Annotated in this window: 12 protein-coding genes; 11 read left to right on the top strand and 1 reads right to left on the bottom strand. The window is 31.6% G+C overall.

The features are described from left to right. Positions 1-2 precede the first annotated feature (2 nt). The 4 genes from N2251_RS07920 to mdh all read left to right on the top strand — a co-directional run bounded on the left by N2251_RS07920 (position 3) and on the right by mdh (position 7,824). Complete coding sequence (locus N2251_RS07920) at positions 3-3,455, top strand: pyruvate carboxylase (RefSeq protein ID WP_260586212.1); 3,453 nt, start codon at positions 3-5, stop codon at positions 3,453-3,455. Between the two features lie 269 nt (positions 3,456-3,724). After that, positions 3,725-5,662: a DNA topoisomerase (ATP-hydrolyzing) subunit B gene (gene gyrB, locus N2251_RS07915; protein ID WP_260586211.1), complete on the top strand. Its 1,938-nt coding sequence runs from the start codon at positions 3,725-3,727 to the stop codon at positions 5,660-5,662. An 86-nt stretch (positions 5,663-5,748) separates the two neighbouring features. Continuing rightward, positions 5,749-6,774, top strand: coding sequence for a DUF6588 family protein (locus tag N2251_RS07910; RefSeq protein ID WP_260586210.1), 1,026 nt, complete (start codon positions 5,749-5,751; stop codon positions 6,772-6,774). 123 nt (positions 6,775-6,897) lie between these two features. Continuing rightward, positions 6,898-7,824 (top strand): malate dehydrogenase, encoded by a 927-nt coding sequence (gene mdh, locus N2251_RS07905; protein ID WP_260586209.1) that lies wholly within the window; start codon positions 6,898-6,900, stop codon positions 7,822-7,824. A 206-nt stretch (positions 7,825-8,030) separates the two neighbouring features. Here mdh and N2251_RS07900 read toward each other — a convergent pair whose 3' ends face one another. After that, complete coding sequence (locus tag N2251_RS07900; RefSeq protein ID WP_260586208.1) at positions 8,031-8,714, bottom strand: cell division ATP-binding protein FtsE; 684 nt, start codon at positions 8,712-8,714, stop codon at positions 8,031-8,033. Positions 8,715-8,873: 159 nt separating this feature from the next. Here N2251_RS07900 and N2251_RS07895 point away from each other — a divergent pair, with 159 nt between their 5' ends. The 7 genes from N2251_RS07895 to N2251_RS07865 all read left to right on the top strand — a co-directional run bounded on the left by N2251_RS07895 (position 8,874) and on the right by N2251_RS07865 (position 21,395). Further along, the gene (locus N2251_RS07895; protein WP_260586207.1) at positions 8,874-11,861 is read left to right on the top strand and encodes a tetratricopeptide repeat protein; all 2,988 of its coding nucleotides are present in this window, start codon (positions 8,874-8,876) and stop codon (positions 11,859-11,861) included. A gap of 27 nt (positions 11,862-11,888) precedes the next feature. Then, complete coding sequence (locus N2251_RS07890; RefSeq protein WP_260586206.1) at positions 11,889-13,682, top strand: TonB-dependent receptor; 1,794 nt, start codon at positions 11,889-11,891, stop codon at positions 13,680-13,682. 151 nt (positions 13,683-13,833) lie between these two features. Continuing rightward, positions 13,834-15,270 (top strand): M20/M25/M40 family metallo-hydrolase, encoded by a 1,437-nt coding sequence (locus N2251_RS07885; RefSeq protein ID WP_260586205.1) that lies wholly within the window; start codon positions 13,834-13,836, stop codon positions 15,268-15,270. A 3-nt stretch (positions 15,271-15,273) separates the two neighbouring features. Further along, on the top strand, positions 15,274-15,636 hold the full coding sequence (locus tag N2251_RS07880) for a DoxX-related protein (protein ID WP_260586204.1): 363 nt from the start codon (positions 15,274-15,276) through the stop codon (positions 15,634-15,636). Next, positions 15,633-17,246 (top strand): amidohydrolase, encoded by a 1,614-nt coding sequence (locus N2251_RS07875; protein ID WP_260586203.1) that lies wholly within the window; start codon positions 15,633-15,635, stop codon positions 17,244-17,246. Before N2251_RS07880 ends, N2251_RS07875 begins: the two co-directional genes overlap by 4 nt. 322 nt (positions 17,247-17,568) lie before the next feature. Continuing rightward, complete coding sequence (locus tag N2251_RS07870) at positions 17,569-18,108, top strand: sigma-70 family RNA polymerase sigma factor (RefSeq protein WP_260586202.1); 540 nt, start codon at positions 17,569-17,571, stop codon at positions 18,106-18,108. Between the two features lie 116 nt (positions 18,109-18,224). Then, the gene (locus N2251_RS07865; protein ID WP_260586201.1) at positions 18,225-21,395 is read left to right on the top strand and encodes a S41 family peptidase; all 3,171 of its coding nucleotides are present in this window, start codon (positions 18,225-18,227) and stop codon (positions 21,393-21,395) included. The last annotated feature ends 13 nt before the right edge of the window (positions 21,396-21,408 follow it).

The raw sequence follows: 21,408 nt of genomic DNA, 5'->3' as shown, positions 1-21,408 counted from the left end.
GAATGAAAATTAAAAAAGTACTTGTCGCAAATAGAGGGGAAATTGCTATCAGAATTTTTAGAGCCTGTACAGAAATCAATGTTAAAACGGTAGGTGTTTACACCTTTGAAGATAGATATTCATTACACAGATATAAAGCAGATGAGTCTTATCAAATAGGCGAAAATAATGCACCGCTGAAACCGTATTTAAATATTGACGAAATTATTAGGGTTGCATTAGAAAGTGGTGCAGATGCAGTGCATCCTGGTTATGGTTTTTTATCTGAAAATGCAGATCTTGCTCAGAAGTGTGAGGACAATGGTATTATTTTTATAGGGCCAAAAGTATCTGTATTAAAATCTTTAGGAGATAAAATCACAGCAAAAGAAGTTGCTGTTGCAAATAATATTCCCGTAATAAGAAGTAACGAAAAGCGGCTAGTAAATATTGATGTTGCTTTAAGTGAAGCTGAAATAATTGGATATCCGATTATGTTAAAAGCTGCTTCTGGTGGTGGTGGAAGAGGAATGCGTGTTATTAGAAAAGCCGACGAATTAAAAAGAGCTTTTAATGAAAGTAAACGTGAAGCGTTAAATGCTTTTGGTGATGACACTGTTTTTCTAGAGAAATTTGTGGAAAATCCGAAACACATAGAAATACAAATTGTTGCCGATAATTTCGGAAACACAGTACACCTTTTTGAACGCGATTGCTCTGTGCAACGTCGTTATCAAAAAGTAATTGAATTTGCACCTTCATTCGATTTAAAACAAACAATAAAAGATGCGCTTTATAAATATGCAATCGATATTTGTAAAGCAGTTGATTATAATAATATTGGTACGGTAGAATTTTTGGTTGACGATGATGATTCTATCTATTTTATTGAAGTAAATCCAAGGGTTCAGGTAGAACATACGGTTACCGAAGTGGTAACAAATATCGATTTAATAAAAACTCAACTATTTATTGCTGGCGGATATAAACTAGCAGATCAACAAATAAAAATACCAAACCAAGAAGCTGTAAAAGTAAATGGTTATGCGCTACAATGTAGAATTACAACCGAAGATCCGCAGAACGATTTTAAACCAGATTACGGAGAAATTACTACCTATAGAAGTGCTTCTGGATTTGGAATTCGTTTAGATGCTGGTAGTGTTTATCAAGGCGCTGTTATTTCTCCATTTTTCGATTCGATGCTAGTAAAAGTTACTGCAAACAGCAGAACTCTTGATGGCGCCTGTAGAAAAGTTCGTAGAGCTTTGGCTGAATTTAGAATTAGAGGAGTAAAGACAAACATGCCTTTTCTTGATAATATTTTAAAGCACGAAACTTTTAGAAAAGGAGAAGTAACTGTTAATTTTATCAAAGAAACACCTGATTTATTTATTTTTAAAGCTCCTAGAAATAGAGCCACAAAATTGGTTACTTATTTAGGTGATGTTATTGTAAACGGAAATCCGGATGTAAAAAAAATAGACACAACAAAAACATTCGTAAAACCTATCGTTCCTAAGTTTGATGCAAATGCTAGTTTCCCTAAAGGAACAAAAGATTTATTAACAGAATTAGGACCAGAAAAATTTTCTCAGTGGTTAAAAAATGAAAAGAAAGTTCATTTTACAGATACCACAATGCGTGATGCTCACCAGAGTTTATTAGCTACCAGAATGCGAACTTTTGATATGTTAAAAGTAGCAGAAGGATACGCAAAAAACAATCCTGACATTTTTAGTATGGAAGTTTGGGGAGGCGCAACGTTTGATGTTTGTATGCGTTTTTTACAAGAAAATCCGTGGGAACGCTTACAATTATTGCGTAAATCAATGCCAAACGTATTACTTCAGATGTTAATTAGAGGTTCTAACGGAGTTGGATACACGGCTTATTCTGATAATTTAATTGAAAAATTTGTTGAGCAATCTTGGGAAAATGGAGTTGATATATTCAGAATTTTTGATTCTTTAAATTGGATGAAATCCATCGCTCCTTGTATAGAACATGTTCGTAATAAAACAAATGGTTTAGCCGAAGGATCAATCTGTTATACAAGCGATATTTTAAATCCGAAGAACAAAAAATACAATCTTAAATATTATACGCAATTAGCCAAAGACATTGAAAATGCTGGTGCACATATTCTTGCCATAAAAGATATGGCTGGTTTGTTAAAACCCTATGCTGCTTTCGAATTAGTTTCGGCATTAAAACAGGAAATAAACATTCCAATTCATTTACATACACACGATACTTCATCTATTCAATCAGCCACCTATTTAAAAGCCATTGAAGCTGGGGTTGATGTGGTAGATGTCGCCCTTGGCGGATTATCAGGATTAACATCACAGCCTAATTTTAATTCGGTTGTAGAAATGATGAAATTTAATGACAGAGAAAGTAATTTAAATATTGATTCTTTAAATGAGTATTCTAATTACTGGGGAGCTGTTAGAGAATATTATTATCCGTTTGAATCTGGTTTAAAAGCAGGTTCAGGAGAAGTTTTTAAACATGAAATTCCGGGTGGTCAGTATTCAAATTTAAAACCACAAGCACAAGCATTAGGATTAGAAGATCGTTTTCATGAAATTACCAAAATGTATGGAGACGTAAATCATCTTTTTGGTGATATTGTTAAAGTAACTCCAAGTTCTAAAGTAGTTGGAGACATGGCGCAATATTTAGTAAGTAATAATTTAACGGTACAAGATGTTTTAGAGCGCGGTGATACAATTTCTTTTCCGCAATCTGTAGTTAGTTTCTTTAAAGGCGATTTAGGCCAACCAGTTGATGGATTTCCTAAAGATCTTCAGAAACTAATTTTAAAAGATCAAAAACCGTATACTGATAGACCAAACGCTCATATAGAACCTTTAAATATTGATAAAGAATACGCAGAGTTCAGAAAAATATTTGAAAACGATTTAAGTAGACCTATTGATATTACAGATTTTTTATCTTATAAGTTATATCCAAAAGTATTTACCGATGCTTTTAATAAACATTTAAAATATGATAGTTTATTAAACCTACCAACCAAAAATTTCTTCTATGGTATGGAAAGAGGCGAAGAAATTATTGTTGAACTAGACAAAGGAAAAACATTACTTATTTCTTTAGATTCTGTGGGACGACCAAATAACGACGGAATGGTAACGGTTTATTTTAAAGTGAATGGTCAAGGTAGATCTGTTCAAATAAAAGATGAATCCATAAAAATTGATAAAATCATTAACGCTAAAGCGGATAAAAATAATTCAAAAGAAATAGGCGCTCCATTACAAGGAATGCTATCTACTATTTTAGTAAAAGAAGGTGAAAAAGTTATAAAAAACCAACCGTTGTTTATTATTGAAGCCATGAAAATGGAAACTACAATTACAGCGACTGAAGACTCAACAATAAAACAAATCGTTTTAAAAGGTGGAGTAATGGTAAATTCAGAAGATTTAGTTGTGAAACTGTCGTAAAAAAATAGAACCTCAACAATAAAACCTCGCTTATGCGGGGTTTTATTGTTATTAATCATTTCAACTACCTTGCAAAAACACCAAAATCAACAATAAAGTGTTTTAACACTGTTTTAAAGCGTTTTTTATTTTTATCAAAAAACAATAAAAAAGCACTACTACTCTTTTAAACCCTTTTATTTCACCTTAAAAAAACGTAAGTTTGTTAAGTTAAACTTTCTTTATTTTAGGAAGTTTATTCAAATTAAAACTTAAATAATTCACTTATCATGAGCGAAGAAAATAAAAATAATTACGATGCTTCCAGTATTCAAGCATTAGAAGGAATGGAGCATGTAAGAATGCGTCCTTCAATGTATATTGGAGATGTTGGTGTTAGAGGTTTACACCATTTAGTATATGAAGTTGTAGATAACTCTATTGACGAAGCAATGGGAGGTCATTGTGACGCTATAGATGTTATTATAAATGAAGATAATTCGATTACGACAAAAGATAATGGTCGTGGTATTCCTGTAGGAATTCACAAAAAAGAAGGTGTTTCTGCATTACAGGTTGTAATGACAAAAATTGGTGCTGGTGGTAAATTCGATAAAGATTCTTATAAGGTTTCTGGTGGATTGCACGGTGTTGGTGTAAGTTGTGTGAATGCACTTTCAGACCTTTTAACTGCTACGGTTCATAAAGAAGGTAAAGTTTGGCAACAAGAATACTCTCAAGGAAAAGCTTTATACCCAGTTAAAACAATAGGAGAAACTGATTTTACGGGTACAATTGTAACCTTTTTACCAGACAAATCAATTTTTAAGCAAACTACAGAATTTAATTACGATACATTGGCAACTCGTATGCGCGAGTTATCTTTCTTAAATAAAGGGATTACAATAACCTTAACAGATAAGAGAACAACAGATGATGAAGGTAATTTTATTTCAGAAACTTTTCATAGTGATGAAGGTTTACCAGAATTTATTAAATATTTAGATTCTACTCGCGAGCAACTTACAGCCACTGTAATTTCTATGGAAGGGGAGAAGAATGGTATCCCGGTAGAAGTTGCCATGGTTTATAATACCTCGTATTCAGAAAACTTACACTCGTATGTAAACAATATTAATACACACGAAGGAGGAACACATTTATCTGGATTTAGACGTGGTTTAACACATACATTAAAAAAGTATGCTGATGAATCAGGATTATTAAAAAACGTAAAGTTTGAAATTGCTGGTGATGATTTCCGTGAAGGATTAACAGCTATTGTTTCTGTAAAAGTAGCAGAACCACAATTTGAAGGACAAACAAAAACAAAATTAGGAAATAGAGAAGTATCTTCAGCTGTATCTCAAGCGGTTTCAGAAATGTTAACTGACTACTTAGAAGAAAATCCTAATGATGCAAAAATCATTGTTCAAAAAGTGATTTTAGCAGCCAATGCACGTCATGCAGCACGTAAAGCGCGTGAAATGGTACAGCGTAAAACTGTAATGAGTATTGGTGGTTTACCTGGTAAATTATCAGATTGTTCTGAAACTGATCCAGCACAATGTGAAATTTTCTTAGTTGAGGGAGATTCGGCAGGTGGAACAGCAAAACAAGGTAGAGATCGTAATTTTCAAGCAATTTTACCACTACGTGGGAAGATTTTAAATGTTGAAAAAGCGATGCAGCATAAAGTTTTTGAAAACGAAGAAATCAAAAATATGTTTACAGCTTTAGGAGTTTCTATCGGAACAGAAGAAGATCCAAGAGCATTAAACTTATCTAAAGTTCGTTACCATAAAGTAGTTATTATGTGTGATGCCGATGTAGATGGATCACATATTGCAACTTTAATTTTAACTTTTTTCTTTAGATACATGAAAGAAATGGTTGAACAAGGATATATTTATATTGCAACGCCACCTTTATATTTAGTTAAAAAAGGACAAAAAAGAGAATATGCTTGGGATGATAATCAACGTGATTTAATTGCTCAAAAACTAGGAGGAAACGTAAATATTCAACGTTATAAAGGTCTTGGGGAGATGAATGCAGAACAGTTGTGGGATACTACCATGAATCCAGAGTTTAGAACCTTACGTAAAGTAGTAATTGATAGTCCAACAGAAGCTGATAGAGTATTCTCTATGTTAATGGGAGATGAAGTACCACCACGTAGAGATTTTATTGAACGTAATGCAAAATATGCAAATATTGATGCGTAACAATCATAATTAAATAAAACTAAAAAGCTCAATCTAAAAAGGTTGAGCTTTTTTATTACATTTGTAGAAAATAAAAACCTAGTAAAATGAAAAAAATAATTTTATCATTAGTAGCTGTTTTCGCTTTAGCTTTTAATGCAAAAGCACAAGAATTAGAAACAATTCTTTTAGCAAAAGAAGATGCTTCAAAACTAACAAACGCATATATAGATCCTGCTATGAAAGGGGTAATTTATAGTATGAATAATGGTTGGTACCATACCGCTAAAGTCCATAAAAAATTTGGATTTGATATAACAATCGCTGCAAGTGGCTCTTTTGTTCCCTCTAAAGATGAAATTTTTAACTTAACAAAGCTAGGTTTATCAGATAATATTGACCTTAATGGCAACACAACCTCTCCTACGATAGCTGCAGAAGATAACATAAATACACCTACCTTAACTTTTAATGGTAAATCAAATGGAATAGATGTATCAACTGATTTTACAATGCCAAAAGGTGAAGGTGTAAATATAGCCCCTGCACCAGCAATTCAGGTAGGTTTAGGATTGCCTTTTAAATTAGAAGCGATGGTACGTTATGTTCCTAAAGTAGGATCTGATGATGTAAAAGCTGGTTTATTTGGTATTGGTCTTAAAAAAGAAATTACTAGTTGGTTTGGCCCTTTAGATAAACTACCATTACATGTTTCTTTATTAGCTGCATACACTAACATGAATGTTGATTACACTATCGGTGATGTTGATGGAGATATTGAAGTTAGAAATGGAGTTACTGAATTTAGATTAAATACATATACAGTACAAGCAATTGCGTCTATTAACTTCCCTATCATTAATTTTTATGGTGGTTTTGGCTATAATGGCGGTAATACTAAATTAGATGTAAAAGGTGACAGCTTTCATGCCAATTACCAATCTTCAACCATACCTTCTGTTACTGTTAGAGAAGACCTTGGTAAAAACCCTTTATCTTTAAGTACAAGTACAGGTGGCTTTAACGCAACTATAGGTACACGTTTAAGTTTAGGTTTCTTTAAAATATTTGGAAGTTATACAATGCAAGAATATAATTCTGTAAATGCAGGTATTGCTTTTAGTTTTAGATAAAAAATAAATAACATAAAAACAAAACCTCATTGAAATTTCAATGAGGTTTTGTTTTTATATCCATAGCCAAATCGTTATTTTTGTGCAACTTAAATTAATCATCACAATTAAATATATAAAAAAATGAAAGTAACAGTTGTAGGAGCAGGTGCTGTAGGTGCAAGTTGTGCAGAGTACATTGCAATTAAAAATTTCGCATCAGAAGTTGTATTAGTAGATATTAAAGAAGGTTTTGCTGAAGGTAAAGCAATGGATTTAATGCAAACGGCTTCTTTAAATGGTTTTGATACTAAAATTACAGGTACTACTGGTGATTATAGTAAAACTGCAGAATCGGATGTTTGTGTAATTACTTCTGGTATTGCTCGTAAACCGGGTATGTCTCGTGACGAATTATTAGGTATCAATGCAGGTATCGTAAAAACGGTTGCCGCTAGTTTAGTAGCAGAGTCACCTAACACGATTATCATTGTGGTTTCTAACCCAATGGATACAATGACTTATTTAGTGCATAAAGCAACTGGATTACCTAAAAATAGAATTATTGGTATGGGTGGAGCTTTAGATTCTGCTCGTTTTAAATATCGTTTAGCAGAAGCTTTAGGAGCGCCTATTTCTGATGTAGACGGAATGGTTATTGGAGGGCACTCTGATAAAGGAATGGTGCCTTTAACGCGTTTAGCGACTCGTAACTCTGTTCCTGTTTCTGAATTTTTATCAGAAGAAAGATTAGAACAAGTTATGCAAGATACTAAAGTTGGTGGAGCTACATTAACTGGTTTATTAGGTACTTCTGCTTGGTATGCGCCAGGTGCTGCAGTTTCTGGTATGGTACAAGCTATTGCTTGTGATACTAAAAAAATATTCCCTTGTTCTACTTTATTAGATGGTGAATACGGTTTAAACGATTTATGTATTGGAGTTCCTGTTGTTTTAGGTAAAAACGGAATTGAAAATATTGTTGAAATCAATTTATCAGCTGCTGAAAAAGAGCATTTAGCTGCTTCTGCTGAAGCTGTTAAAAATAACAATGCTGCTTTAAACTTATAAACAGTATTTAGTACAAATATTATAAAACCCCTGAATAACTTAATTATTCAGGGGTTTGTCTTTTTTTAATGTTAAAGTTGTAAGGTTCTTTAAAACACAACGTCTTTATTATAGAGAAACATTAATAGTGTTTCTTTTTCATAGTTTTTCATAGCAATTTCCCACTTCATTCGTGAAGTGGGTTATTTTTTATGAAAATTATTTTTTTATTGTTGTTGCTGTACAACTTCAAACAATTCTCCACCTTCACACTTAATTGTTTTTTGCTTAAATTTTACAATTAATTGATAATCATGAGTAGCCATTAAAATTGTTTTTCCGCTAATATGAATTTTATTTAAAAGTTGCATTACTTCTAACGAAGTTTTTGGGTCTAGATTACCAGTAGGTTCATCTGCTAAGATTAATTCAGGATCATTTAATAATGCTCTTGCAATAGCAACTCGTTGTTGCTCACCTCCTGAAAGTTCGAATGTTTTCTTATAATACTTTTCTTTCATACCGACCTTGTCTAAAACCTCATAGATTTTATCTTTCATATCGGTTTTGTTTTTCCAGCCGGTAGCTTTTAAAACAAACTCTAAATTTTCAAAAACATTTCGATCATTTAAAAGTTTAAAATCTTGAAAAACGATTCCTAGTTTTCTTCTTAAAAAAGGAATGTCATTTTCTTTCATCTGTTTTAAATCAAAACCTACAATTTCGCCCAAACCACGTTGCAAGCGTAAATCGCCATACAAGGTTTTTAGTAAGCTACTTTTTCCGCTTCCTGTTTTTCCTATCAAATAATAAAAATCACCTCTATTTAATTTGAAGTTAACTTTTGATAATACTAAATTATCTTGCTGATAAATATCAGCATTTTCAAGATGTAAAACAGGTCTTTCCATATATCGATTCGTTTTTACAAATCTAAAATTTTATTACTTAATTCTATAACATTTCTTACTTTTGATGCATCGTTTACCAACAAAAACAAAAAAAGAACGTTATAGTTCTTATATATCTAAAAAAACATGAGATTTATTTGTTATAATAAAAGCTGTTATTTGTTATTTTTAATAGTCTTTTCAACAACTATAATAGCCCAAGAATCAGCTATTAATTCAGAAATTACATCCGATTATCATAAAGCAATAAAGCTTTATAATAACAAAGCTTATGCAGCCGCACAGGAGTTGTTTGTTGAGGTGTCTCAAAAATCAGGAGATCATAAAAATAGCAAAGCTGATGCCGACTATTATGATGCAATGTGCGCTATAAAACTGATTCAAGATGATGGAAATGATAAAGTGTTGGCGTTTGTAGAAAATCATCCATATAGTAACAAAAAAGAAAAGGCTTTTTTAAACGTAGGGAACTATTATTTTGCAAACAGAAAGGCGGCTCACGCATTAAAATGGTATCAAAAGGTAAATGAAAAACTATTAAGTCAGCCAGAAAGAGACGAGTTGAACTATAAAATGGGATATGCATTGTTGGTTTCTAATTATTTAAAAGATGCTAAGTCTCGATTTCAAACCTTGTTAGGGAACCCTATTTATGGAAACGATGCGCGTTATTACTTCGGATATATTGCTTACAAACAAGAAAATTTTGGAGAAGCGGAGGATAATTTAAGTCAATTAGCAAATGATGCTACTTATCAAGCAAAAGCAAATTACTATATTTTAGATATCAGTTTTAAAGCCGGGCGTTTTGATAAATCAGTAAAAATTGGTGAAAAACTTTTAAAAGAATCAAAAGATGAAAAAGAGATATCTCAAATTTCTAAAATAGTTGGAGAGAGTTATTTCAATCTTAAAAAATATGACCAAGCAATTCCTTATTTAAAAGCTTATAAAGGTAAAAGAGGTAAGTGGACAAATACCGATTATTATTATTTAGGTTATGCTTATTATCAACAAAAAAACTACGAAGCAGCAATTGGTAATTTTAATAAAATTATAGGAGGTAACAATAAAGTAGCACAAAATGCTTACTACCATTTAGGAGAATGTTATTTAGAATTACAGCAAAAACCAGCAGCTTTAAATGCATTTAAAAATGCGAGCGAGATGGGATTTGACCTTAAAATAACTGAAAGTGCATCGTTAAGTTATGCGAAATTAAGTTACGAGCAAGGAAATCCGTACGAAAGTGTTCCTGATGTTTTAAAAGGATTTTTAGCAAAATATCCAAATTCACCAAATACTGCTGAAATAAACGAGTTATTAATTACTTCTTATTTGCATCAGCAAGATTATCAAGGTGCTTTAGATTATTTAAATAGTGTTAAATCACCAGAAAACGAAAAGATAGCAAACGAAGTTTCGTTGTATAGAGGAATTCAGTTATTTAATGAAAGTAAATTATTAGCCGCGAAGCCTTATTTTTTACAGGCTACTTTATCAGAAAATAATATTGTTATTAATAAAGGAACTTTTTGGTTTGCAGAAACGGAATATTTATTAGGAAATTACAACGAAGCTTTAAAGAACTTTTTACTAATTACAGACACAAATTTAGAGGATACTAAAAAGTTAGAATACAACATTGCTTACACTTATTTTAAACAAAAGAAATATGAGGATGCAGCGAAACATTTTCAGGAGTTCTTAGATATTAAATATGATGATAATGATATAAATGATGATGCTTCAAACCGACTAGGTGATTCGTTTTATGCTTCCAAAAACTTTTCAAAAGCAATTAATTCATATAAAAAAGTAATTAACGAAGGTGGTGTTGGTGCAGATTATGCGCAATATCAAACTGGTATGAGTTACGGGTTTATGGGAGAAAACGAAACTAAAATCAAAAATTTAAAAACGCTAGTTAATAATTATGCGGATTCTCAATTACAAGATGATGCCTTGTTTCAGATAGCAACAACATATACAACGATAAATAACTCTAGCAAAGCGCAAGAAACTTACAATAGTTTGTTGTTAAAACACGCAAGTAGTAATTATGTACCTAATGTGTTGTTACGTCAGGGTTTATTGTATTATAACAATAATAAAAATACAGAAGCTTTAGAGAAATATAAAGAGGTGGTAGCAAAACATCCAAATTCAAAAGAAGCAAAACAAGCGGTCACCAATATTAAAAATGTATATATAGATATTGGTAAAGTAGATGAGTATGCTGTATGGGTTAAGGGTGTGAAATTTATAAATGTTTCAGATGCCGAGTTAGATAATGCGACTTACCAATCTGCAGAGAATAAATTTTTAGAGAACAATAGCACTAAAGCAATCGAAGGTTTTAATAAATATCTTCAAACATTTCCTACTGGAATAAATGCTTTAAAAGCTCATTTTTATTTAGCACAATCGTATAATAATACACATCAATTTAAAAGTGCAGTTCCACATTATAGTTATGTAATTAGTCAAAATAAAAGTGAATTTTCAGAAGAAGCGTTAACTAAATTGGCTAAAATTTATTTAGAAGAAGAAAACTGGGATAAGGGAATGCCTGTTTTAGAGCAACTTGAAAAAGAAGCTAACTATCCGCAGAATATCATTTTTGCTCAAAGTAATTTAATGAAAGGGTATTATAAAAAGAAAGAATATTCGAATGCGATTACCTATGCTGAAAAAGTTTTAGGAGCTGGTAAAATGGAAGCAAATATAACTGAGGATGCTAAAATAATTATGGCACGTGCGGCTTTTAAAACAAATGATTTTTTAACAGCTGAAGAGTTTTTTAACGAAGTTGGTAAAACAGCAACGGGCGAGTTAAAAGCAGAAACATTGTATTATAATGCTTTCTTTTTAAACGATTATAAAGATTACGAAACATCTAATAAAGCGGTGCAAAATTTAATAGCCAATTACTCATCATATAAATATTGGGGTGTTAAAAGTTATATTATAATGGCTAAAAATTATTACGCTTTAAAAGATGCATATCAGGCTACTTATATATTAGAAAATATTGTTAAGAATTTTACACAATATAAAGATGTTACCGAAGAAGCTACAAACGAACTTCGTTCGATAAAGAATAAAGAAGCAAAAACAAACGAATCAGTAAACACCCAAAACTAAAATTTGTTAAAAACAAAAAAGAGTTCAATGATTAAATCAATTAAAAAGCACTTAGGTTTACTTGTTTTATTTGTAATTTCAATTGCAAATGCGCAAGAAAAAAAAGCACCCGAAAAAGCAAAGGATACCATTATAAAAACAGAAGTTGTTAATGTAGTTACTTCTTATGTTCCTAAAATTACCGATGCTTTTAAAATTAAGCAAAAACCAATAATAAAACACACCAAAGAAACGCAGAAAAAAGAATTAGAATATACTATTTTTTCAGTGCCTGTTGCTTCAACTTTTATTCCTAAAAGCGGTGTGATGAAAAAGTTAGATTTAGGAAAAAAAGAAGCGTTATATGATAATTATTTTTCTTTAGGATTGGGGAATAAAATTAGCCCTTTTTTGGAAGCTCATATAAGAAGAAACGAAAGTTATAATAGTGAATTCGGAGCGCATTTAAAATTCTTGTTATCTGCAGATCCTGTTGAAAAAACACGTTTAAGTAGTACTTTTTATGATCTAAATTTAAGTTTGTTTTATGCGCAGCAAGAACGTTATTTAAGTTGGAAAGCAGGTTTAAAAGCTGAAAGAAATAAACACAATTGGTATGGTTTACCAACAAATATAAATTTCACTGATGCCACTGTTAGCGCCATAGAAGAAGAACAATCTTACAATTCGTTTACAATTTTCGGAAACATTAAATTCGAGGATTCTTATTTAGAAGAAGGAAATGCTGCCGTTTCGCTTTTAACAGATGCAATGAGTAGTAGTGAGTTTTTAATTGATGGAAATGCAAAATTTAAATTTCCTTTAAATAATTTTCACCGCGAATTAAATGATCTTTACATTAATACAACGTTAAGTTATTTAGGAACCAGTTTCGAAAATAGTTATAATACTAGAAGTGAGTTAAAACATAGTTTTTTTACTTTTGGTGCGCACCCAACATATAACTTTAGAGTACGAGATTTAGCGATAAAAATAGGGGCAAAAGCATACTTTTCTTTAGACATTCAAAATAAAAATAACAACTTTTTTATCTGCCCAGATATAGAGGTTTCGTATCCTATAGTGAAAGATTTTGCGAATGTTTTTGTTGGAGTGTCGGGAGACCTAAAAACAAATACCTATAAATCATTATCAGATAAAAACCCTTACATTTCTCCAACTCAAAACATATTACAAACAAATAAAAAGTACAATGCTTTTGCGGGAATTAAAGGAAGGTTAGATTCTCAATTTAGCTATAATTTTAAAGCAAGTTATGCTGAGATAGAAAACAATCCGTTTTTTGCATTGAATCAATCAAAATCAGACGGAAATAATAATGCAGGAACAGATGCCTTTTCTTTCTTCGGATATGATTATGGAAATTCTTTTAATACGGAATATGATGATATTAAATTAGTATCCTTTTTTGGTGAAGTTGCTTTTGATGGAATTAAAAACCTTAGTGTAGGTTTAAACGGACAGTTTAATAAATTTACGTTAACAAATGAATTAGAACCTTGGAATACTCCAAAAATTAAAGGGGAACTCTTTGGTACATACAAAACTAATAAATGGTTTGCTGGTGCTAACTTCTTTTTTGTAGGACAGCGAAAAGGAAAATTATATGATACTTTACCATTAGAAACTTTTTCAACGATTGATTTAGATGATTATTTCGATATAAATTTTAATGGTGGTTATCATTTCAATGACTCATTTTCTGTGTTTTTAAATCTTAATAATGTATTAAATAATAGTTATCAGAGATTTAATAACTTTAATGTACAAGGATTTCAGGCCATGGGAGGTTTAACTTGGAAGTTTGATTCTATTTTCTAAAACAAGAATCTAAATATCTGTACACGTAACTATTTATAAAGAATAGTTGTGCTTAATCCATAGCAAACGGCTTTAAATTAAAACCTTGGCTATCGGCTCTGATATTAAAATATAAAACTTACATTTATGGCACTTTAAAACAGTGTCATAAATGAAAAAACTATCATTACTACTAATTTCAGGACTATTTATAATTTCTTGTAAAACAAAAAACAAAGAAACATCTTTAACTTCTAAAGGTTTTTCTTCGGAAGAAAAAATAGATTCTACGCAAATAAAACACTTATTTAACGCTGCATTAACCGAGGGTAAATCCTACGAATGGTTACGAGATTTAACTACAAATGTTGGTAGCCGTTTATCTGGTTCAGAAGGAGCAGCGAAGTCAGTTATTTGGAGTGAAAAATTAATGAACGAAGTAGGGTTGGATTCAGTTTGGTTACAGCCGGTTATGGTACCGCATTGGGTTCGTGGAGAAAAAGAAGTAGCTAATTATAATTTTAACGGCAAAGAAATTAATGTGCCTGTTTGTGCTATCGGAGGATCTATTGCAACACCAATTAACGGAATTACAGCCGAAGTTATTGAGGTAAAAAGTTTAAAAGAAGCTGAAAAATTAGGCGCCAAAGCACAAGGAAAAATAGTTTTTTTTAATGGAGCATTTGATAATACATTAATTCAAACATTTAAAGCCTACGGCGGATGTGTTGGTCAGCGTTTTGGCGGAGCAGCAGCAGTTGGTAAGTTCGGAGCGAAAGCAGTTATTGTTCGTTCTATGACAAATGGAATAGATGACTATCCGCATACAGGATCAATGGGATATGGAGATATTCCTAAATCAGAATATATTCCTTCAGCAGCAATTAGTTCTCGTGCTGCCGAAAATTTAAGTAAGCATTTAAAAGAGAATCCAACACTTAAATTTTATTTAAAACAAAGCTGTGAAACACTACCAGATGCACCTTCACACAATGTGGTTGGAGAAATTAAAGGAAGTGAAAATCCAGATAAAATTATGGTTATTGGTGGGCATTTAGATTCTTGGGATTTAGGTGATGGCGCTCATGACGACGGAACAGGAATTGTACAATCGTTAGAAGTAGCTTACTTATTAAAAAAGAACAATATTAAACCTAAAAATACCATTCGCATTGTCTTTTTTATGAATGAAGAAAATGGATTGCGTGGTGCTACAGAATATGCGCGTTTAGCAAAATTAAATAAAGAACATCATATTGGTGCTCTAGAATCAGATGCAGGCGGACACACACCAAGAGGTTTTTCTATTGATGCAAATGATAAAAACAGGAAATTATTACAAAGCTGGAAAAAATTATTAGCCCCTTACGGATTGCATGATATTACTGCAGGCGGAAGTGGTGCGGATATTGGTCCTTTAAAAGACGAACATGTTACTCTGGTTGGATATCGCCCAGATTCACAACGTTATTTTGATTACCATCATGCAGCTACTGATACTTTTGATAAGGTAAACAAACGCGAACTAGAATTAGGAAGCGCATCAATGGCAAGTATTGTGTATTTGATGGATAAATATTTATACAATAAAGAAACACTAAAGCCATAAATTATGGATATTTTAGTTTTAACACTCCGAATAATCTTCGGAGTGTTTTTAGGATATATAGGGGTTATGCATTTTGTAAAGCCACGTTTTTTTAACGGATTTATACCAAAGCCATTACCAAAGTTACTAGTAAATTATGCTGCTGGTTTTGTAGAATTTGTTATCGGAATAGGTCTTTTATTTAATGCAACAGTAAAAAATGCAGCCATCGGTTTTTTTATATTGATGGTTATTTTTTTACCATTACACATATGGGATTTATTTAAAGAAAAACCTGCAATTGGTTCTAAGAAAATCGCAATTATACGCTTGCCTATACAATTCTTACTTTTATATATCGCTTATTTAATATATTCAAACTCATGAAAAAATTATTATTACTTTTTGTAATTTCAATCGCTGTTGTTTCTTGTAAACAACAAGAAAAAGTAGACGCGATTGTAATTAACTCAAACACATATACCGTTAATTCTAATTTTGATAAAGCTGAAAGTTTTGCAATTAAAGAGGGTAAATTTATAGCTATCGGAACCAGTAAAGAGATACTAGATAAATACACATCATCAAAAATTATTGATGCTAAAAACAAAGCGGTATATCCTGGTTTTATAGATGGACATTGCCATTTTTACGGTTTAGGTTTACAACAACAAAAAGTGAACTTAGTAGGAACAAAAAGCTACGAAGAGGTATTAGAAAAGTTAGTTGCATTTCAAAAAGAAAAAAACACAGTATTTATAACTGGCCGTGGTTGGGATCAAAATGATTGGGAGATTAAAGAGTTTCCTACCAAAGAAAAATTAGACGCATTGTTTCCTAATATTCCTGTAGCCGTTCGTAGAATTGACGGACATGCAATGTTGGTAAATCAGGCGGCAATCAATTTAGCAGGTATTACAATTGATACTAAAATTGATGGAGGCGAAATTCTTATCAAAGACGGAAAACTTACGGGGGTGTTAATTGATAATGCAATGAGTTTTATTAAAGTTCCAAAACCGAATAAACAAGAACAAATTCAGGCTTTAAAAGATGCTGAGAAAATTTGTTTTGATTTAGGATTAACAACTGTTGATGATGCTGGTTTAGATAAGCAAGTAATAGAATTGATAGATAGTTTGCAGCAATCAGGCGATTTAAAAATGCGTATGTACGCAATGATTTCTAATAATAAAGAAAATCTAGATTATTATCTTAAAAAAGGAATTATTAAAACTGATAAGTTACATGTTCGTTCGGTAAAAGTATATGCAGATGGAGCTTTAGGTTCGCGAGGAGCTGCTTTAAAGGATGAATATGCTGATAAAAAAGGGCATTTTGGAGCTTTGGTAAATTCGTATGATGATCTTCAGCGTTTAGCGAAAAGAATTGCTACTTCAGAATATCAAATGAATACGCACGCTATTGGTGATTCTGCAAATTATGTAATGCTTAATACGTATAACAAAGTATTGAAAAATAAAGAAAATCGTCGTTGGAGAATTGAACATGCTCAAATTGTAGATTTAAAAGACTTTTATCATTTTAAAAACATTTTACCATCAATTCAACCAACACACGCAACAAGCGATATGTACTGGGCAGAAGATCGTGTTGGGTCAGAAAGAATTAAAGGTGCTTATGCATATAAGGATTTACTAAAACAATACGGAAAAGTTGCTTTAGGAACAGATTTTCCTATTGAAAATGTGAGTCCGTTGTATACCTATTACGCTGCAACTATCAGAAAAGATTTAAAAGGATATCCAAAAGAAGGTTATCAAATGAATAATGCTTTATCTAGAGAAAATGCCTTAAAAGGAATGACTATTTGGAATGCTTTTGCTAATTTTGAAGAAACCGAAAAAGGAAGTATTGAGGTAGGTAAACTTGCTGATTTTATCATTTTAGAGAATGATATTGTAACTGTTAAAGGTGATGAAATTCCGAATACAAAAGTTTTAGCAACGTATGTAAGCGGCGAAAAAGTAAATTAAAAGAAGAACTATAATGATATAAAAGTAGTAACTTTTTAAAACACGTTAAATAATTATTATTTAACGTGTTTTTTTATACTTAAAAACGCATCTTTTTTGATATTATAAAGTCTACTATATGAATTTAAAGATTAAATATCATGAAATATAAAAATCAATGTACGTGTAATTGTGATGGTTGTAAAACAGGAAATTGTTTAAATTGTACTTGCGAGAGCTGTTCATGTAACAATTGCAACTGTTAAACCACAAGTTTGTTAATTATAACAGAAATTATTCTTAAATTTATAAAGAATAATTTCTGTTTTTATTTCAATATAGAATGACAACAAATCAAGTTTGGAAAAAATATGCAGATGATGTTAAATACTTTATTTTAAGTAAGGTAAAAAATGTTGCAATAGCAGATGATATTTTGCAAGACACTTTTATAAAAATACACACCAAGTTACATACATTAAAAGATGTTACCAAGTTGAAATCTTGGATTTTTACCATTGCTAGAAACGCTGTGATGGATTATTTTAAAAGCACAAATAGAACTTTTGAATTGGCTAGTTTCGAAACTGAAACAAAAATAGAAGAACAAGAGCACACTGAAAAAGATTGCTTACAAGGCATTTTGCAAAAATTACCTAAAATATATAGAGATCCTTTGTTTTTATCTGATATTAAAGGGTTGAAGCAGCAAGAAGTTGCCAATATTTTAAAACAAAGTTTACCAACAACAAAATCACAAATTCAACGTGCTCGTAAATTAATAGCAAAAGGGTTTATGGATTGTTGCGGTTTTGTATTAAATGAAGAAGGTAAACTTGTTGGTGAAATTCAAGACAAAGATGATTGTAAAATATGTGAATAATAATGAGAAAATTGTTGTCGTTTAACTAAGTTTTTAGAAAATGAAAAGTTAAAAAGTCTTAAAATTTTCTAAAAATATTACGAATACTTTAACTTCGTTTGTATAAAATCAAACGGATGTCTAAAAAAAATATATTTCTACTCGCAATGCTATTTAGTTTTGGTATTGCAATTTCGCAAAATTCTTTAATTCGAAAACCTGCTATAAGTAATGATGGTTCAAAGATGGCCTTTAGTTATCATGGAGATATTTGGGTGTATAATTTGAATAATAAAGAATCAAAAAGGCTAACAATTCATAAAGGATATGAGAGTAATCCTGTTTGGAACTCAGACGATACCGAAATTGCATTTTCATCAAACAGAAAAGGAAATGATAACGTGTTTACAACGTTTCTTAATGGAGGTGTACCCAAACAATTAACGTATTATCCAACGGCAAATATCCCTACAGATTGGACTTCAAAAGATGCCATTGTATTTACTACAGGAAGAGTTTATCGTGGTCCAGAATGGGATAAACAAATGTATACTGTAAATGAAAACGGCGGAACACCAGAGCGATTATTAACAGCTTATGGTGAGTTAGCCTCAGTTTCTCCTAACGGAAAATTAATAGCATTTACCAAAGGAGCTTGTCGTATTGCGCGTGAAGATTATTCGGGTTCTGCTCAAAGAGATATTTGGATTTATAATACAGATACTAAAAAATACAATCAAATTACCACAAGTAACAAAAACGATCATTCTCCAAAGTGGGATGCGACCGGAAACTTATATTATATAGGCGCAAAAAGCGGACGTTATAATGTATATAAACAAGCAATTTCATCAAACGGAACAGCTAATGGAAATGCCACTCAATTAACATCAGAAAAAAAAGATGGAGTTAGAGAGTTTTCAGTAAGTAATAATGGAGCGTTTATTTATTTAAGTGGTGTAAATTTATTTAAGGTTGAAAATGGTTCGAAACAAAAATTAAACTTACAGATTGCTTCGGATAATCGATTTGAGGAAGAAATAACAAAAACAGTTTCAAACGGAATTAGTAGTTACGCAGTTTCACCTAACGGAAAAAGTATTGCACTTGAAATTAACGGCGAAATTTTTGTAAAAGAAAACAATAAAGAAAAGAAGCATTCTAATAACGTAAGTAAGCACTTGTTTAGAGACCGTAATCCGCAATGGATAAATGATAAAACTGTTGTTTTTTCTTCGGATAGAGGCGGGGTTTATCAATTATATAGCGCAGTTTCTACAGATACACTAGTTGGTTTACACCGTAGTTTAAAAACAAAGGTGACGAAATTGACGAATCATAAAGAAGATGTAATGGGATCGTTAGTATCTCCTGACGGAAAAAAAATAGCTTATCAAGTTGGTCGTGGAATTTTAATGATTGCTGATTTAAAAGATGGGAAAATTATTAAGGCCAAAGAATATTCAAATTCTTGGGCTGCGGCCGAAGGCGTTTCTTGGAGTCCGGATAGTAAGTACATAGCGTATTCTCAAGAGGATTTAAATTTTGATAGCGAAATATTCATCCAGTCGATTGCTGATAAATCTATAAAAATGAACGTTTCTATGCATCCACGAAGTGATGCAAATCCTGTTTGGAGTGCCGATGGTAAAAAATTAGCATTTTTATCGAATAGAAGCGGAATGAATTATGATGTTTGGATGGTTTGGTTAGATAAAACCGATTGGGAAAAATCTAAAATAGATCACGAAGAAGGAAGTTATTATCCAGAAGAAAAAGAAAAAAAGAAAAGTAAATCTGATAAAAAAGATAAGAAAAAGAAGAAAAAAACTGTTGTTGTTAAAATTGATCAAGATAAAATTTACGACCGTTTGGTACAAGTAACTTCTTTACAGGATGATGAATACAGTCCGATGTTTAGTGCCGACAGTAAATTTATTTATTTTTCAGCAACAAATCCAGCAAATAAAAAAAGAAGCACTTATAAAGTAAAATGGGATGGAAGCAAACCAAAAGCAATTAAAAGTGTAAGCGGAGCAAGAGGAATATCAGAAAATAAAGGAAAAGTTTACTTTACATCAAGAGGAAGTTTAAATCAGTTAGATACAAAATCAGATAAAGTAACTAAATTACCACATTCGGCTACCTATACTAAAAATACTAAAAAAGAATACGAGCAGGTTTTTGAAGAGGGAATAAGAGTGTTAACAGCTGGTTTTTACGATCCAGAATTTCACGGTTATGATTGGAATGGTTTGGTAAAAAGATATAGACCTTGGGTGTTGTCAGCAACAACACATCAAGATTATACGTACATGTATAATTTATTATTAGGGCAGTTAAATGCCAGCCATATGGGGTATAGAGGTACTGCGCCTAGAAATATAAACGATAAAGTAGGTTTACTAGGTGTAGATGTAGTAAATACGAAAGGTGGCGTAAAAGTGAATTATATTTTACAAAACACGGTTGCAGATAAATCGAAAAGTACTTTAAAAGTAGGGGATGTTATTACTGCTGTAAATGGACAAGAAATAGCTAAAAATACTAATTTTTATCAACTATTAAAAAATACACAAGGTAACGAAGTGTTGTTAAGTTTAAAAAATGGTAAAGATGTGGTGTTAAGACCGCAACGATCTATTAGGAGTCAACAGTATGAAGCTTGGATAACGTCTCGTAAAAAATTAGTAGCTAAATATTCAAACGGACAATTAGGTTACATTCATATACAAGGAATGAATATGCCAAGTTTCGAGCGTTTTGAACGTGAGTTAAAAGCAAGTGGATATGGAAAAAAAGGAATTGTAATTGATGTACGCTATAACGGTGGTGGTTGGACAACCGACCGATTAATGGCTGTTTTAAATGTAGATCAGCATGCGTATACGGTACCAAGAGGTGCTGCTAAAAGTTTAAAGAATAATAAAAAATTCAATAAAAATTATCCGTTTAACGAACGTGCAATTTTATCAGTAAATACAAAACCTGTAGTTGCTTTGTGTAATGAGAATAGTTATTCGAATGCTGAGATTTTTTCACATGCATTTAAAAACTTAGGTTTAGGTAAATTAGTAGGGCAACCAACATTTGGGGCCGTAGTTTCTACAGGATCTGCAAGATTACAAAACGGATCTATTCGTATGCCGTTTAGGGCTTGGTTTGTGAAAAAATCAGGAAAAAACATGGAGAATGAAGCACCTGCAGTTCCAGATTATTTAGTAAAAAATGCTCCGGGTTGGAAAGAAAGAGGAGAAGATGCTCAGTTGCAAAAAGCAGTTGAGGTTTTATTAAAAGATATAAAATAAGACGAATTTTAGT

This window comes from Tenacibaculum haliotis (assembly GCF_025215075.1).
Taxonomy (GTDB): Bacteria; Bacteroidota; Bacteroidia; order Flavobacteriales; family Flavobacteriaceae; genus Polaribacter; species Polaribacter haliotis_B.
The sequence above is the reverse complement of the archived record's forward strand: the minus strand, read 5'-3'. Positions and strand labels throughout refer to the sequence as shown.